Source organism: Paraburkholderia sp. BR10923, assembly GCF_040948765.1.
GTDB classification, from domain to species: Bacteria; Pseudomonadota; Gammaproteobacteria; order Burkholderiales; family Burkholderiaceae; genus Paraburkholderia; species Paraburkholderia youngii.
On sequence record NZ_JBFPKO010000014.1, the window covers coordinates 61,112 to 76,953 of the forward strand.

Annotated in this window: 15 protein-coding genes and 1 pseudogene; 5 read left to right on the forward strand and 11 right to left on the reverse strand. The window is 63.6% G+C overall.

The genetic code is table 11. From position 1 onward, the window contains the following. Positions 1 to 108: 108 nt before the first annotated feature. The 4 genes and pseudogenes from AB3X94_RS24345 to AB3X94_RS24360 form a co-directional block, all read left to right on the forward strand. Positions 109 to 999: pseudogene (locus AB3X94_RS24345) on the forward strand (TonB-dependent receptor); the annotation flags it as partial. 35 nt (positions 1,000 to 1,034) lie between these two features. After that, on the forward strand, positions 1,035 to 2,540 hold the full coding sequence (locus AB3X94_RS24350; protein ID WP_368612963.1) for a PepSY-associated TM helix domain-containing protein: 1,506 nt from the start codon (positions 1,035 to 1,037) through the stop codon (positions 2,538 to 2,540). A gap of 101 nt (positions 2,541 to 2,641) precedes the next feature. Further along, the gene (locus AB3X94_RS24355) at positions 2,642 to 3,436 is read left to right on the forward strand and encodes a DeoR/GlpR family DNA-binding transcription regulator (protein ID WP_368612964.1); all 795 of its coding nucleotides are present in this window, start codon (positions 2,642 to 2,644) and stop codon (positions 3,434 to 3,436) included. Then, the gene (locus AB3X94_RS24360) at positions 3,433 to 4,578 is read left to right on the forward strand and encodes an MFS transporter (RefSeq protein WP_368612965.1); all 1,146 of its coding nucleotides are present in this window, start codon (positions 3,433 to 3,435) and stop codon (positions 4,576 to 4,578) included. The genes AB3X94_RS24355 and AB3X94_RS24360 overlap by 4 nt, the downstream gene beginning before the upstream one ends. A gap of 6 nt (positions 4,579 to 4,584) precedes the next feature. On the opposite strand, the gene AB3X94_RS24365 is transcribed toward AB3X94_RS24360, so the two are convergent. The 11 genes from AB3X94_RS24365 to AB3X94_RS24415 form a co-directional block, all read right to left on the reverse strand. Then, entirely contained in the window at positions 4,585 to 5,451 is an 867-nt protein-coding gene (locus AB3X94_RS24365) for a sterol desaturase family protein (RefSeq protein WP_368612966.1), read from the reverse strand. A gap of 714 nt (positions 5,452 to 6,165) precedes the next feature. Further along, the gene (locus tag AB3X94_RS24370; RefSeq protein ID WP_368612967.1) at positions 6,166 to 6,375 is read right to left on the reverse strand and encodes a hypothetical protein; all 210 of its coding nucleotides are present in this window, start codon (positions 6,373 to 6,375) and stop codon (positions 6,166 to 6,168) included. Positions 6,376 to 6,417: 42 nt separating this feature from the next. Continuing rightward, complete coding sequence (locus AB3X94_RS24375) at positions 6,418 to 6,645, reverse strand: hypothetical protein (protein ID WP_129963069.1); 228 nt, start codon at positions 6,643 to 6,645, stop codon at positions 6,418 to 6,420. A 97-nt stretch (positions 6,646 to 6,742) separates the two neighbouring features. Then, positions 6,743 to 6,886 carry a hypothetical protein gene (locus tag AB3X94_RS24380; RefSeq protein ID WP_176106510.1) on the reverse strand — a complete coding sequence of 48 codons (144 nt, stop codon included), beginning with the start codon at positions 6,884 to 6,886 and terminating at the stop codon, positions 6,743 to 6,745. A gap of 58 nt (positions 6,887 to 6,944) precedes the next feature. Beyond that, a complete protein-coding gene (locus tag AB3X94_RS24385) occupies positions 6,945 to 7,235 on the reverse strand; it encodes a hypothetical protein (protein WP_176106511.1) in 291 nt (96 codons plus the stop codon). 245 nt (positions 7,236 to 7,480) lie between these two features. Beyond that, the gene (locus tag AB3X94_RS24390) at positions 7,481 to 7,813 is read right to left on the reverse strand and encodes a DUF2322 family protein (protein ID WP_368612968.1); all 333 of its coding nucleotides are present in this window, start codon (positions 7,811 to 7,813) and stop codon (positions 7,481 to 7,483) included. Positions 7,814 to 8,195: 382 nt separating this feature from the next. Next, positions 8,196 to 9,047, reverse strand: a complete 852-nt coding sequence (locus AB3X94_RS24395; RefSeq protein ID WP_368612969.1) for a carbohydrate ABC transporter permease — start codon at positions 9,045 to 9,047, stop codon at positions 8,196 to 8,198. A 10-nt stretch (positions 9,048 to 9,057) separates the two neighbouring features. After that, a complete protein-coding gene (locus AB3X94_RS24400) occupies positions 9,058 to 10,038 on the reverse strand; it encodes a carbohydrate ABC transporter permease (protein ID WP_176106514.1) in 981 nt (326 codons plus the stop codon). A gap of 61 nt (positions 10,039 to 10,099) precedes the next feature. After that, complete coding sequence (locus AB3X94_RS24405) at positions 10,100 to 11,353, reverse strand: ABC transporter substrate-binding protein (protein WP_176106515.1); 1,254 nt, start codon at positions 11,351 to 11,353, stop codon at positions 10,100 to 10,102. 88 nt (positions 11,354 to 11,441) lie between these two features. Beyond that, positions 11,442 to 13,418: a beta-galactosidase gene (locus AB3X94_RS24410; RefSeq protein ID WP_368612970.1), complete on the reverse strand. Its 1,977-nt coding sequence runs from the start codon at positions 13,416 to 13,418 to the stop codon at positions 11,442 to 11,444. A gap of 20 nt (positions 13,419 to 13,438) precedes the next feature. After that, a complete protein-coding gene (locus AB3X94_RS24415) occupies positions 13,439 to 14,590 on the reverse strand; it encodes an ABC transporter ATP-binding protein (protein ID WP_368612971.1) in 1,152 nt (383 codons plus the stop codon). A 192-nt stretch (positions 14,591 to 14,782) separates the two neighbouring features. Between AB3X94_RS24415 and AB3X94_RS24420 the strand changes: the two genes are divergently transcribed. Then, positions 14,783 to 15,826: a LacI family DNA-binding transcriptional regulator gene (locus AB3X94_RS24420; protein WP_368612972.1), complete on the forward strand. Its 1,044-nt coding sequence runs from the start codon at positions 14,783 to 14,785 to the stop codon at positions 15,824 to 15,826. Positions 15,827 to 15,842: the final 16 nt, after the last annotated feature.

Below are 15,842 nucleotides of genomic sequence, written 5' to 3' on the forward strand. Positions count from 1 at the left end.
TTTTGCGTCCGTCGTGACGCTGTCTGTTCCGCTCATCGCGCTGCTCGCCGTTCCGTTCGTTGGCCCGCCCTCGTGCCTGCTTTCGTGCCGGCTTTGGTTGCAACACCCGCGCAGGACGCATGGCGCTTTCTGCCGCGCTGGAAGCTCGTCTACGGCGTGCGCTATGAAGACTGGCAAGCCTACGACGGCGCGCAGTCGCTGCCCGGCACGACGATCGCGTACAGCGACGCCAGCCAGCGTCACTTTTCGCCGAAGGCGTCGCTGTCGTTCGATGCCAGCGACGATTTGACCTTACGCGCGTCGATCGGTCGCGCTTATCGCTTTCCGACCGCGAGCGAACTGTTCCAGGGGCAAATCAATGGCTCCGCGATCGTGAACAACAATCCGCATCTGCAGCCCGAGGACGATCTGTCGAAAGAACTGAGCGCCGAATGGGCGCACTGGAATGGCGTGTTCCGCTTGTCGCTGTTTCAGGACGACGTGAAGAACACGATCTTCAGTCAGACCGACACCACCGTGATCCCGAACGTGACGAACTTCCAGAACATCGGCAAGGTTCGCTCGCGCGGCGTCGAAACGAGCTACTCGGGCGAAGACGTGTTCGTGCGCGGACTCGATCTGCTCGCGAGCGTCGCGTACACGCAGTCGAAGATCCTCGAAAACGCTCAGAATCCGGCCTCGGTCGGCAAGTACTTTTACCGCATTCCGCTGTGGCGCGCGAATCTTGCCGCGACGTATCACTTCGACGCGCGAGCGGCGCTGACGCTCGCCGCGCGTTACTCGGGCCGTCAGTACAACACGCTGACGAATACCGACACCAACCCGAACGTGTTCGGCGGCACCAGCACCTACACGGTCGCCGACGCGAAGTTCACGTTCAAGCCGACGAAGCTCAGCGAACTCGGCATCGGCGTCGACAACCTGTTCGACGCGCGCTACTTCGTCTACCACCCGTATCCGGGCCGCACGTTTTATGTCGAAGCGAAGCTGCGTCTCTGAGTAACCCATCGCCCCATTTGCCCGACGAGGATTTGATGTCCACGACTCCAACCGCCGAACCCGTACGTGCGCAGAACAGTACGGCCGCTGGCGCCGCCAGCGGCCCCGCACATCCAGGCTATAGAACACTGTGGCGCTGGCATTTTTATGCGGGCCTCTTCGTGATGCCGTTTCTGCTCGTGCTCGCCATCACCGGCACACTGTATTGCTTCCAGCCGCAGATCGAGCCGCTGCTGTATCGGCGGCAAATGGTCGTTGCGCCGCAAGCGGTGCAGAGACTGCCCGACAGCGTGCTGCTCGCGCGAGCGCGCGCGGCGATGCCGCCCGGCTCGGTCGCGACGACCGCCGTGATCACACGCGATCCGCAACGCAGCGCCGAATTCGTGTTTCGGCTCGCGGACGGTACGCAGCAGAGCGTCTATCTGAATCCGTACAACGGCGATGTGCTGGGCACGCTGAGCGTCGAGCGTCGCTTGATGCAGGTGGATCGCATGATTCATCGCAAGCTGCTGCTCGGCAAGCTCGGCGAGCTGCTGATGGAACTGGCCGCATGCTGGACGCTCGTGATGATCGGCACCGGCATCGCGCTATGGTGGCCGCGCGGCAAAACGACCGCGCGCGCTATGCTGCTGCCGCGCCTCGCGCTGAAAGGACGTCCGCTATGGAAAAGTCTTCACGCGGTGATCGGCATCTGGCTCGCGCTGGGCGCGCTGGCGTTCGTATTGACCGGTCTGCCGTGGACCGGCTCATGGGGCAAGCAGTTCAAGGTGTTTGCGACCGCGACGAAGCTTGGCGCGCCGCCGGGCGCGTGGGGCGGTTTGCCATTGCGCTCCATCGTGCCAGGAGCGCAATCAGAACAGGCCGACCACGCGAGCGGCACGAGCGCGCATGCCACGCATGCCGACATGGACTCGATGCCCGGCATGGTGATGGACGATCTGCCGTTGCCGCTGACGCCGTGGGCCGCGGGCAACTCCAGCGTGCCCTCTTCCTCGAACAGCGACGCGGCACAGCCTCTGTCGCTCGGTCATATCGTTGCGCTCGCCGCGTCGCTCGGCATCTCGGACGGCTACAGCATCGTGCTGCCGAATTCCGCAACCGGCGTCTACACGCTTTCCTGGTTCCCCGCGAATCCGCGAGACGAACGCACGCTGTACGTCGACCAATACAGCGGCGCGATCCTGAAGGACATTCGCTACGGCGATTACGGGGCGATCGCGAAGGCCGTGTCGTACGGCACGTCGCTGCATATGGGGCGCTACTTCGGCGTCGCGAATCAGATACTGTGCGCGGCCATTTCGCTCGGCCTTGCCGCGCTCGCTGTGACCGGCTTCGTGATGTGGTGGAAACGCCGGCCGCAACGCTCGCTCGGCGCGCCGTCGCGCGAGCGCGCCGCGCCGCCGATGCGTGGATGGAAAGCCGGCCTCGTGCTGCTCGGCGTCGTGTTCCCGCTGATGGGCGCGACGCTCGTCGCGGTGTGGCTGCTCGATCGGCTGGTTTTCGGCCGTGACTCGCGACCGGAATTGAACGAAGTCGCCTGATGCCAGGGCAAGCCGCGTCAGGCTGCGCTTGCGCTTCACGAGCGTTTACGATACATTTTGCTCGTTTATGATCGGTTTGCACCGAAACGGAGACGAGACCCATGCAGCGAACCCGGGAAGAAGCGATCAACGGGCTACTGCCCGAGCAGCGCGAAGCGCTGATTCTGGAGCGATTGCGCACGCATGGTCGCGTGCTCGCGGCCGAGCTTGCCGCCGAGCTGCAGATCTCCGAGCACACGGTGCGTCGCCATCTGCGCGATCTCGCGGATCAAGGCCACTGCAAGCGGGTGTATGGCGGTGCGCTGCTGATGTCGCCAGCAGACAAACCCGCGGCGCTGCGCATGCACGAGGCCGTCGATCGCAAGGCACGCCTTGCCGCGGCGGCCGTGTCGATCGTTCGTCCGAAGCAGATCGTGCTGCTCGACGCGGGTTCGACGAACGTCGCGATCGCGGCGGCGCTGCCCGACAACGCCGGCCTGACCGTCGTCACCAATTCGCCCGACGCGTGCGCGCGGCTGCTGAACCGACCCGGGATCGACGTGATACTGATCGGCGGCCGCATCGCCGGGGGCGCGGCGGGCTCGCTCGGCGCGACCGCGCTGCTGCAGATCCAGCAGATCCGCGCGGATCTCTGTTTTCTCGGCGCCTGCGCCTTCGATCCCGACGAAGGCGTCGCCGCATTCCACGCTGAAGATGCAGAACTGAAACGCGCGATGGTCAAAGCGAGCGGCCAGATCGCCATCGCGCTGACCTCGGAAAAGCTGATCACGGCGGCGCCGTTCGCGGTAGCGCCGGCTTCGGCGGTCGATTATCTGTTCGTCGAAGCGGACGTACCGGGCGCGCGTATCGCGAGCCTCAAGGCCGTCTGCGATAACGTGATGGTGGCACGCCCATGAACTCACTCGCCAGGGAACGCATCGCGACGCTCGCCGTCTTTCTCGCCAACGGTTTCGGCATCGGCGCATGGGCGGTCGAGGTGCCGCGCATCAAGGAAAGCCTGGCGCTCAGCGACACCTCGCTCGGCATCGCGCTGTTCTGCTTCGCGCTCGGCGCCATCGTTGCGATGCCGCTCGCGGGACAGCTCGCGCCGCGCGTCGGCAGCGGCCGCGCCACCGCGCTGCTCGGCGCGGCATTCGCGATCGCGCTGCCGTTGCCCGCGGTCGCGCCCGGCATGCTGACGTTGTGCGTGGTGCTGTTTGCGCTCGGCGCGTCGAATGGCGCGCTCGACGTGTCGATGAACGGACATGCGAGCGCGATCGAAACACGCTGGCGCGCGCCGATCATGTCGTCGTTTCATGCCGCGTGGAGCGCGGGCGGCCTGCTTGGCGCGGCGAGCGGCGCGATGCTGCAGAAAGGCGGCGTCGGCGTCCTGGGCGGGCTGCTCGTCCCCGATCTGTTCATCGCGGCCCTGATCATTTTCGCTGCATGGTTTGCGCTACGCGATATCGGTCCGCGCGCGGCCGCCGCGTCGAGCGGCTTCGCATGGCCCGACAGCGCCGTGATGAAACTGGCGCTGCTCGCGTTCATGTGCATGCTCGTGGAAGGCGCGGTAGCCGACTGGAGCGCGGTGTACCTGCGCTCCGCGTTGAACCAGGAAGCGAGCATTGCCGCGATCGGCTACTCCGCGTTCGCGTTTTCGATGGCGGCGTGCCGGATCGCAGGCGACGCGTCGGTGCGACGCTTCGGCTCGAGCAAGGTCGTCGCGCTCGGCGGTCTGATCGCGTTCGCCGGACTCGCGCTGGTGCTGAGCCTGCCTTCGGTGCTGACCGCCTGCGTCGGCTTCGCGATGGTCGGCATCGGTCTCGCGAATATCGTTCCAGTGATTTTCAGCGCGGCGGGCCGTTCGAGCGCGACGCCGGCGATCGGCGTGTCGATGGCGGCCACGTTCGGCTATGCGGGCTTTCTGGTCGGGCCGCCGCTGATCGGTTTCGGCGCCGGCGTGCTCGGCTTGCGCGCGGCGTTGGGTGTGCTCGTCATGGCCACGCTGATCGTGTCGCTGCTGGGCGGCAAGGCGGTGCGCGGCGCGCAACCCGCTTAGCCAGTGCTATTTCGCTTTCTTGTCGAGCACGGCAAGCGGCTTGCGAACGGGTAACGCATCGCGTCCCGCATGCTGACCCAATGGCCAGCTGAACGCGCCGAGCAGTGAGCTCGGCTGCGTGCCATCGTCGAGACCGGTGGCGGGCCACTCGTGTTTCGCGGGCACCCAGCGCGTGCCGAAGACGTGATCCCACATCGGCAATAGCTGCGTGAAGTTGTGATTGAGATGCTCGGCGCGAATCGAGTGATGCAAACGGTGATACTGCGGATTGTTGACCCACGTGACGTAGCGGCCGAGGTCCACGCGCAAATTTAGATGCGCGAAGTAGTTGCCGAACATGAACACGATCGACGTCGCACCGACGATCCACGGCTCGACCTTGAACAGTACGCCGACGAGCGGATAAAGGAGGCAGCCCTTGATGAGCACTTCGATCCAGTGATGCCGCAACGTGATCGTCACGTTGAAATCCACCGCGCTATGGTGCAGCGAATGCAGCTTCCACAAGATGGGCCACGTGTGCTGCAAGCGATGAAACGCGTATTCGAGGCAATCGATCGTCAACAGTACGATCACGAACGAAGCGAGCGCGCCCCACCCGTGCGACACCAGCACCACCATGCCGCCGCCGAATGCATTCACGATCGCGACGCTGGCGGCCGCGGTCAGCGGCTTCGTGGCTTCAACCAACGCCAGATACAGGCCCGCGTACGCCATGTTCAGACGCTGCCCCGCGCGCGATTGCAGCAATGCGGCCGGCCAGCGGCGCTCGAGCAACGCGCCGAGTCCCATCATGACCAGCACGAGCGCATAGCCTTGCAGCCACAGGCTCGCGTGGTGCAGCAATGCCGGAAACGGGCTCGACGCTAACATGGCATTCCCTGATGCAGCGGCTGCATACCGTGTAGAGGAGCGTTAGCATGATCTTCGCAGTCCGCTGGTCCGCGCGCAAGCGCCCTTTCGCTCGGGCCGCCGCGCATTCGGCTGCACCCGCAAGCACGGAAAAAATGGCGGGGTCATCGCTTCACGCCGTCACGATCGCGAGCGGACGTTAAATACAGCCGTATCGTCCGCTTGCGTCGTCGTTGTTTGTCGACATCCGTTTGGTGGTGGCCCCGCCGTACTTCGCATGTTGCGCCAAGCTCCCCGAGCGCGAATCGCGAAGACGTTTGCTGCCGTCGGCATTTATTCACTGCGTGAAATTCCGGCTGCAACATGTGTAGTTCTTGTGCCGGACTTATTGCAACGGCTATGCCATGCTGGGACAAAGCGTTGCCACGTATGGACGGATGCGTACCGATGCACTTCGAAGCGGGCCTGATCGCACGCGATGGATCGGAAATGAAACGCCGCGCGAATGTTCCGACGAGTTCGTGCTGGTGCGCACACGTCGTTCGGCGCGCGCGGGAATACCCGAACGCGGATTGACAGGTCAAGGTTTGCGACACGTATCGGCCAGGATCGCCGGAGCGCGATGCGACGAAAGAGTACCTGGGTCAGGCGGACCGGCGTGTCGCAAAGTTGAGACGACAAATGGCTTACAGCAGCGCGGTCAATTGCGCGACCCGCAACTCGAACTGCCGCAATTCATCGGCGGCAAGCGCCTTCTTCTGCGGCAGGTCGCTCGAACGCGGGCCCCGTGCTGACGCCGTCTTTCGAGTAGTAGAGCGGTTCACCTTGCGGATTCTTGTGAAGGAACACGTCGTGCGCGGTCGAGCCTCGTACGATGCGCACCGCGAGCAGTTCGCGCGCTGCGTCTTTGCCGTTGCCGCTACTGGTGTCGAAGACGGCGCTCACGCGGTCGCCAGCTTTCAGATCGCGCGACAGATCGCGGCCGGGTCAAGACAACGAAGCAAGCATGTTCGACAGACGCCGGACATGGGCCTTGAATGCGTCGCTCGTTTCGCGGTTCGTGGTGGGATTCAGATGCGAGCTTTCGGCGAGTTGCGCCTGCTCGTGAAAATCGTTGGCGATTTTGCGCTTGATGTCGTCAGGCAGCGACCGCACGATGGAGACCAGCAAAGCCTCTTCGGCATGCAGCATGCCGAGAATCGAATGTGTGTCCATACGAGAACCTCCGGGGGGAACATCGTCGGTGCCGGCCGGCAGTAGCGCCGGCGCTCTTCATGTTACCCCGTTGATTCCGCGTCGTCGGACGTGCGCGTCACTCGGCGATCGAATAGCGCGACGGACGGGCGCGCGGCTGTTGTACCTCACGCTCGACGCGCGGACTCGCGCCGCGGATGAACAGGACCGCGCAAAACGCGACCATGGCCCAGATGCAAAGAAAGACGGTCAAAGCGCTCATGTCAGCTTCCGGAACTTCGGGACTGCGGGTTAGTACTGTGTTGCTGCCGCGTTCGCCGTCAATGCAGCGTGGAGCGCTCGGGCGCACCGAACAGCAGCTCATCGATCAGGGCGGTGGTGAACGTCAGCTGCGTTTCGAGCGATTGGCGCGCGGCTTGCGCGCCCGCTTCGTCGCTTCGGGCGACCGCCGCGTGCGCCTGTGTGGCGAGACGCAGGATGGCTTCGGAACCGCGTTGCAGTTCGCGCATTGCGAGGTCGTCAGGACCCGGCGTCGGCTGATCCCATTCCGAGGTGGTCAGTTCAGGCAGGTCGGCGTCGAACCGGCGGGGTTTGTTGTGACGGGAAGACATCCGGGGCTCCTGACGGAAAGCGCGATATACGCGACGGGACGAACTCAGTGTGCGCCGCCCCCCGGCGTTTCAATTCGCCGAACAGAAGCCGAATCCGAAGCTAATCCGGGGGGTTCGAGAAAAACGAGGGTTTTTACCGGGCAATCAGCGCTGGCGGGCCGCAAATCCCGTCGCCGGGGCGTCGGAATTTGCGGCAGCGGTAGGAAAACGTCTAGCTTGTGGAAGCGGAAAAGACTCGAGCGGCCTTAAGCTGCCGGAACCACGTCGATGCGCAATGCCTCGCCACCGGCGGCAATCGCCAGCAGATGATCGACGTTCGGATGGGCGCCCGGACGGTTGCGCGCGTCGGCCGTATGCTCGGCGAACAGCGCGAGGCCGTGTTCGGCCGCCTTCGCGTCGAGCGTGCCGAACGCGCCGCGCAGGTAGTTGTACACCGCGAGCGAGCCCTGCTTGCCCGGTTGGTTCTCGATGCTAGCGACCACGGCACCTCTGCCGTTGATCAGATCGATGCGTGCGATGCCGTCGATTGCCGGCATTCTGGCGAGATTTTCCTTGAAGACGTTGCTCGGTTCGATCATTGAAACCACTCCTTCCGTTCTAAAAATGCATGGCGGGCCGTATCTTATCCGATGGGCGGCGAGCGGGTGAATCTGCGGCCGCGACCTGGTTTTCCCAGCGAATGTTTCGCACGGGCCATGACCTCGACAAACCAGAGATAGGGGTAGCAGCGATACCGGTAGTAGAAGTTGCGTTGTTGAGGTGCGGTATTGTGCGCGGCCGAATCCGCGCTCGAATCCAATCGGAAACTCTTCAAGCAATATGCGGTAGAACGTTCCGCGTCAGTGGAAATCATTCACGTGTTGATGGATAAGCCAGCGGGCGGGCAGCAATCGAGCACGAAAAAAAGCCCGCTTGCGCGGGCAACCCTTCTCTGCGCAGCATCGCCACGCGCCAACATCTTCACCCCTTCGTCGCGCCAAACGTCAGTCCCGCGACAAAATGCTTCTGCATCGCGAAGAACATCATCACCGATGGCAGCGCCGCCAGAATCGATCCCGCCGAAACGAGATTCCACGCGGTCGTCCACTGCCCTTTCAGCGCGGCCACGCCGACCGTGATCGGCGCTGCGTCATCGCCTTGCGTCAGACACAGGGCCCAGAAATAGTCGTTCCACACGAACGTGAACACGAGGATCGCCAACGCCGCGAGCGCCGGACGAATCAGCGGCAGCACGATCCTGAAGAACACGGTCCATTCGTTCGCCCCTTCGATGCGCGCCGCCTCGACCAGTTCGAACGGCAGCTGCTTGATGAAGTTGCGCAGAAACAGCGCGCAAAAGCCGGTTTGGAACGACACATGAAACAGAATCAGCGCGCTCACGGTATTGAACAGCCCGAGTTGCAACGACAGATCGCGCACCGGAATCATCAACACCTGGATCGGCACGAAGTTGCCCGCGACGAACGTCGCGAACAACGTCGAATTGCCACGAAAGCGATAGATCGCCAATGCGAAGCCCGCCATCGCCGCGAGTGCGATCGAGCCCATTACCGAAGGCACCGTGATCAGCACGCTGTTCCAGAAGTAATGCAGCATCGGCGACGTCGTCAACGCCTCGCGATAGTTGTCGAACATCGCGAAGTGCTTCGGCCATCCCCAGTAGTTGCCCTCGCTCAGTTCTTCGGTCGAACGCACGGACGTAATCAGCACCGCGATCATCGGCAGCAGCCAGATCAGGAGTGCAATCGGCAACGTCAGTTTGTATGCACGGCGCGTGGCCGGCTTCCATTTGTCGATCGGAATCGGAAACATCAGCGGCTCCTTATTGCTCGGCGCGCAGCATCCGCCGCAGGTGATAGACGATGTACACGAGCATGATGCCGAACAGCACCACTGCGATCGCCGCCGAATAGCCGATGCGGTAATACTTGATTGCCTGGTCGTACATGAAATAGGCAAGCACTGTCGAGCTTTCGAACGGACCCCCGCCCGTCATCACCGAAATCAGATCGAAGCTGCGCAGCGCGCCGATGATCGTCACGACGATCGCCATGAACGTCGTGGGCCGCAACTGCGGCAGGATCACGTGCCACAGCATCGACCAGCCCTGCGCGCCTTCCATTCGCGCGGCTTCGATCTGCTCGGCGTTCAACGTGGTCAAGCCGGTCAGATAAAGAATCATGCAATACGCGGTTTGCGGCCACAGTGCCGCGAACACGATGCCGAAGGTCGCATAGCGCGGATCGCCGAGCACCGGCACGCCGCGGCCGAGCATCATCGCGAGCAGGCCGAAGGTCGGATCGTAGAACCACGAAAAGATCAGTCCGACCACCACGCCCGACAACACGAACGGCGCGAAAAACAGCGACTTGACGATCCGGATGCCCGCCACCGCCTGGTTCAGATACAGCGCGACGGCGAGGCCCATCGGCGGGGCAAGCAGGAACAGTACGAGCCAGATCAGGTTGTTTCTCAGTGCCGTGTAGAACGTCGGCGTATGGACCAGCTCGATATAGTTCGCGAGACCGATGAAGGTCGGCTCGGTCATCCCGTCCCAGTTGAAGAAGCTCAGGCGGATCGTCGAGAGAATCGGCCACACCACGTACACGGCCACCATGAAGCAGGCCGGCGCGAGAAACAGGAACGCGGCGCGCCGCTGCCGTCGCGCGGTCGGCGTCGGGCCGCGCCGGCGCGACGCGACGGGTGCGCCGCCCAGCGCACCGCCCGGCGCCGGCAAGGTCGGCCCACCGGATTCAACAGGACCGTCGACGCTATGACGGCTGACGGAATGCGACACGATCAATCTCCCGATCCGATCTGATACAACGCAATGCGTCGGACAGCGGCCTTGCGGCCGCCGCCGCTCACTTCTTGTAGATACGCTGACGCGTCTGCTCGAGCTGCGCGAGGATGTCGTCGAGTTTCGACGGATCGGAGACGAACTGCTGCATCCCCTTCATCCCTTCGTCGGCCATTTCCTTCGTCATGTCGCGATCGTAGAACTGCGCGATACCGCCCTTCGTATTCGACAGGATCTGGAAGCCGATCTTCGAAATCGGTTCTTCAGGCTCCGGCGATTTGCTATTCGCCGACAACGAGCCGAGCCCCTTTGCGAGTTGTTCGCCGATCTCGGGCGTCGCGACAAAAGCAAGGAACGTGTGCGCATCGGTCTTGTTCTTCGCCTTCGACGGAATATGCAGCGATTCGACCGGCCCATCCTCGGCGGTCGGCACCTTGGAGTCGATGATCGGGAACTGGAAGTAGCCCATTTGCGGCTTCACGTTATCCGGGAAACCAGCCGCAATGAACGTGCCCATCAGCATCATGCCGGCCTTGCCCTGGAACAGGAACGGCTGCACCGCGTCGAGATCGTAGGACAGTGAATTGTTGATGAAGTAGCCGTCGTCGATCAGTTGCTTCCACGTCGTATAGACCTTCTTCACACGCGGATCGGTGTACGGAATCTCGCCGGCCATCAGCTTCTGATGGAACGCGTTGCCGTTCAGACGCAGATCGAGGTAATCGAACCAGCCCGCCAGCGTCCACGCATCGCGGCCCGCTACTGCGATCGGCGTAATGCCGGCGGCTTTCAGCTTTTTCGCGGCGTCGAGAAACTCGTCCCACGTTTTTGGCTCGCCCTTGATGCCGGCCTTCTCGAACAGATCCTTGCGATAGAACATCCCCCACGAGTAGTACACGGTCGGCGCGGCATACTGCTTGCCCTTGTACGACGACGCTTCCTTCGTCGACGCATACATGCCGTTCCAGCCGTTCTTCTGCCAGTCGCCACTCAGATCATCGAACAGACCACGCTGCGCGTAATAGGCCATCCGTTCGCCGTCGTGCCAGTTGACGATATCGGGTGCGACAGTCGAAAGCCAACCCGGCAACTGAACCTTGTAGGCCTCCTCGTCGATGAACGACACCTTCACGTCGACATCAGGATGCGCCTTCTTGAACTCGTCGACCACCTGCTGCCACACCGCGCGCTGGCTCGCGCCCTTGTACGCGATGTTCAGCGCGAGTGTGCCCGCCTGTGCGGTGCTGACGACGGAGGTCCCCGCGGCAACCGCGGCCAGCGCGAGCGCCAACAGAATCTTGCGTGGTTTCAGTTTCATCCTGACTGTCTCCTTTATGCCAAGGTTTTTGCGACGTTGTCGCTTCTGTTTCGAATGACTGCGTGGAGTTGCTACGACTGGACTTCTATTACGAGCGGTAGATCGCTACACCTTGCGGCGCCAACTCGCGTGAACCTATCACGAAAGCGTCGTCGGGAATGTGGTCGAGCGTGCGGGCTTGATCGCCATAGTTGAACACATAGGTCAGCGCGCCGCGTCGGCTGATGCGCACGCTGTCGCCGAGCGCCTGCGTTTCGAGGCCCGCTTCCTGTGCGATCCGGGCGAACAGATGCACCGTCAGCGCGTCGTCGAACAGGCTCGCGAAGTAGTGGAATGCCCCGCTTCGCACGTACGCGGGATGACCGTCCGCGAAACGCGCGCGCACTTCGAGCGCCGATGACGCATCTGTGTCAATGAAATCGCGCCAGTGACGAGCGACACCATCGGCCGCACCGCCCTTCTGTTCGAGCACCACCGCTTCCGTCACGTTCGGCCGCATCGATTCGACGCGCCACACCCGCAGCGGCAATACCGACGTCAATGCGCCAGGCGGCAGATTCGCCGGAATCCGCAGGTCGCGCGTCTTCGATCCGGTGCGCGGGCCGAGCACGACTTGCGCGCCCGAGCGCGCGAGACGTTCGGCGAAATCGTCGGGGACGACCGGCAGCGGCGGCACCACGATCAGGCTATAGCCATCGAACGATGCGTCGACCGGCACGACATCGACGTCGAGCCCCAGCGAGCGCAAAGCCGAGTAGTACTCGAACGCGAAGCGCGGATAGTGAAAATCCGCGCCCTGCGGATGAATCTCGAACAGCCACTTCGCTTCGTAGTCGTAGACGAGCGCGACTTTCGAGCGGATCGACGCATTCGCATCGGCATTCGCCGCGAGCACCTTGTGAATTTCCGATGCCACCTGCGAGGCTTCATTGCCGCCGACGTCGAGCCGGTTATCGGGCGTATTGAGCCCCGCATGCATTTGCTCCTGCGCGAACGGCGCCTGACGCCAGCGGAAATACGACACGCAGCCCGCGCCGTGCGCGAACGCTTCCCAGCTCCACAGCCGCACCATGCCCGGCAGCGGCGCCGGGTTCCACTGCGCCCAGTTCACCGGCCCCGGCTGCTGCTCCATCACCCACAGCGGCAGCTTCGACATGCCGCGATACACGTCGTGATTGAACGACGCGAAATCCGGATGACCGGTACGCAACCAGCGCGCCTTGATGTCCGGCGCGAACCACTGTTCTTCGAGCGCGCCGAGCGGATAGCTGTCCCACGTCGCGACGTCGAGATCGGCCGCGACCTTGTAGTGATCGAACTCGGTGAAAAGCTGCATGAAGTTGTGCGCGACCGGCCGGCCCGGCGAATGCGCGCGAATGATCTCGACCTGCATGCGGTTGTAGCGCGCCACTTCGTCGGATGCGAAGCGCCGGTAGTCGAGCCGATGCGACGGATGCGCCTCGGTCACGGTGCCGACCGGCGCGTCGATTTCTTCGAAGCCGCGGTACTCCATGCTCCAGAACACCGTGCCCCATGCTTCGTTCAACGCCTGGATCGTGCGATAACGCGCCTTCAGCCACTCGCGAAAGCGCGCGAGCGCGGCCGGCGAATAGCTGACCACCGTGTGATGACAGCCGAATTCGTTATCGGTCTGCCAGAAAGCGACCGCCGGATGCTTGCCGTAGCGCTCGGCCACAGCCGTGCAAATACGACGAGACGCCTCGAAATACGCGGGCGACGAGAAGTCGTAATGACGCCGCGAGCCGAACGCGCGTGGGCGGCCATCGGCGCCGACCGGCAGGATGTCCGGATGACGATCGATCAGCCACTTCGGCGGTGTCGCGGTCGGCGTACACATGACGACTTTCAGGCCAGCCGCGCCGAGCACGTCGACGGCTCGATCGAGCCAGCCCCAATCGTATTCGCCGGGCGTCGGCTCGATGCGGCTCCACGCGAATTCTGCAATTCGCACCTGCTCGATGCCGAGCGCTTTCATCCGGCGCGCGTCGTCTTCCCACATCGACTCGGGCCAGTGCTCCGGGTAATAACAGACTCCTAAACGCATCCCTGTGTCCCCAATGTTCTTCAAGCGTAGTGTTCGACGGATTCGATCGACGCGGCCGCGAAGCCGTCCTCGGTAAACAGATGACAGGCGGTACGCGGCACCCGCAGGCTCGCGCGATCGCCTGGGGCGAGGCGCGTGTTGCCCGGCGCCTTCGCGATCAGCACGGCCCCGCCGGGTTGATCGAGGTGCACGTAGCTGTGTTCGCCAAGCTGCTCGACGAGCGATACGGTGCGCGCGAGCACGCCGTCTTGCGACGCGGCCGATGCATCGACGAACTCCAGATGCTCTGGACGCACGCCGAGCGTGACCGGCTGCGCTGGCTGCAAGCCCGCGCTGCTGACCGGCACGCGCACGTTCTCGCCGGTGTGATCGAGCGTGACGAGCACGCCTTGCACATCGAGCGAGGCCACCTTGCCCGGCAGGAAATTCATTCGCGGCGAGCCGATAAAGCCGGCCACGAAGCGGCTTTTCGGGCGGTGATACAACTCGAGCGGCGCGCCGATCTGGGCGATGCTGCCGTAGCGCTCGGTGTCCTTGCCCGAATGCAACAGCACGATCTTGTCGGCGAGCGTCATCGCTTCGATCTGATCGTGCGTCACGTAGACCACGCTCGCCTTCGCGAACTGCTTATGCAGGCGTGCGATCTCGACGCGCGTTTGTCCGCGCAAGGTTGCATCTAGATTGGACAGCGGTTCGTCGAACAGAAACACGCCGGGCTCGCGCACGATTGCGCGGCCGATCGCGACGCGCTGCCGCTGCCCGCCCGACAGCGCCTTCGGCTTGCGCTCGAGCAGTGCCTCGAGTTGCAGGATGCGCGCGGCTTCACGCACCTTGCGCTCGATTTCATCCTTCGGGGTCTTCGCGAGTTTCAGGCCGAACGCCATGTTCTCGAACACGCTCATGTGCGGAAACAGCGCATAGCTCTGGAACACCATCGCGACGCCGCGTTGCGCGGCCGGCACGTCGTTGACGATCTTCCCGCCGATCGACAGGTCGCCGTCGGTCACATCCTCGAGCCCGGCAATCATGCGCAGCAGCGTGGACTTGCCGCAGCCCGACGGGCCGAGAAACACGCAGAACTCGTTTTCACCGATGTCCAGATCGACGTTGCGAATCACCGGCGCACCGTCGCCATACGCCTTCTGCACGCCTCGTAACGAAATGCTCGCCATTGCATCGACTCCGTGATTTAATCGGCGCGAAGTCGGAGATTAAGCGCTTAATCAGCGCGACCGAAAAAATCGACCGCAAGGCGATCGTTGGGTCTGTCTCCGATATCGTTTTGTACTTGGTTGAGGGCAGATGTTGCCGCGCCTCGCGCCGCGATGCAAATGCCGGACAGCCATCCCAAATACTGACCTATCATGCCTACACTCAGCGAAGTCGCGCGTCATGCCGGCGTTACCCCGGCCACCGTGTCCAATGTGCTGCGCAATCGCGGCCGCGTCGGCGAAACGACCCGGCAACGCGTGCTCGATGCGGTCGCGGCGCTCGGCTATCGCCCGCATCTCGCCGCGCGCGCGCTCGCCGAAGGGCGCGCGCCGACGCTTGCGCTGATGGTGTCGAGCATCGCGAATCCGTTCTATCCGGAGTTCGCGCTCGCGGTCGAACGCGCCGCGCGCGCGAGCGGCCACTTCGTGATCATCTGCAATACGAACGAGGATCCGCTGAGTGGCCGCGCGTACCTCGACCAGATCGCCGGCACGCTTTCCGAAGGTGTGCTCGTGACCAACGCGAACCTGGATTTCGCCGATCTGCACAAGACCGAAGCGCGCGGCACACCAGTCGTGCTGTGCATGTGGGAGCGGCCCAGCGAGCCGCCCGGGTTGCCGTGCGTCGCGGTCGATTTCCGGCTGGCCGGCAAGCTGGCCGGCCAGCATCTGCTCGAACTCGGACATCGGCGCTGTGGTGCGATCGTCGGCAGCAAGGCGTCGGGCATTCACGCGGCGCGCTACGAGGGTTTCGTCGACGCGTTGCGCGCGGCCGGCGTGACGAGGAATCGCGTGCGGCACGCGCTCGACACGATCCACGGCGGCTACCTTGCGACGCGCGCGCTGCTCGAAGCCGATCCGCAGCTGAGCGCGATCTTCGCGACCAACGACCTGCCCGCGCTCGGCGCGATGCACGCGGCGGCGGACCTCGGCCTGCGCGTGCCGCACGATCTGTCTGTGATCGGCATCACCGACATCCAGCTCGCGCGCGAGTCGCGTCCCGCGCTGACGACGGTGGCGGTACCGACGGTCGAGGTAGCGGGACTTGCAGTGGAACTGCTGCGCGAGCTGATCGAGACGTCGTACGGGCAAGCTGGACGCGCCGTGGGGGAGGTGCCAGCGCACGTGCCGATGCGGATTTCGTCCGAGCCGAAACTGGTGGTGCGCGCATCGACGGCCGCGCCCCGCTCGCGTTGATGTGGCAGTAGCAGCC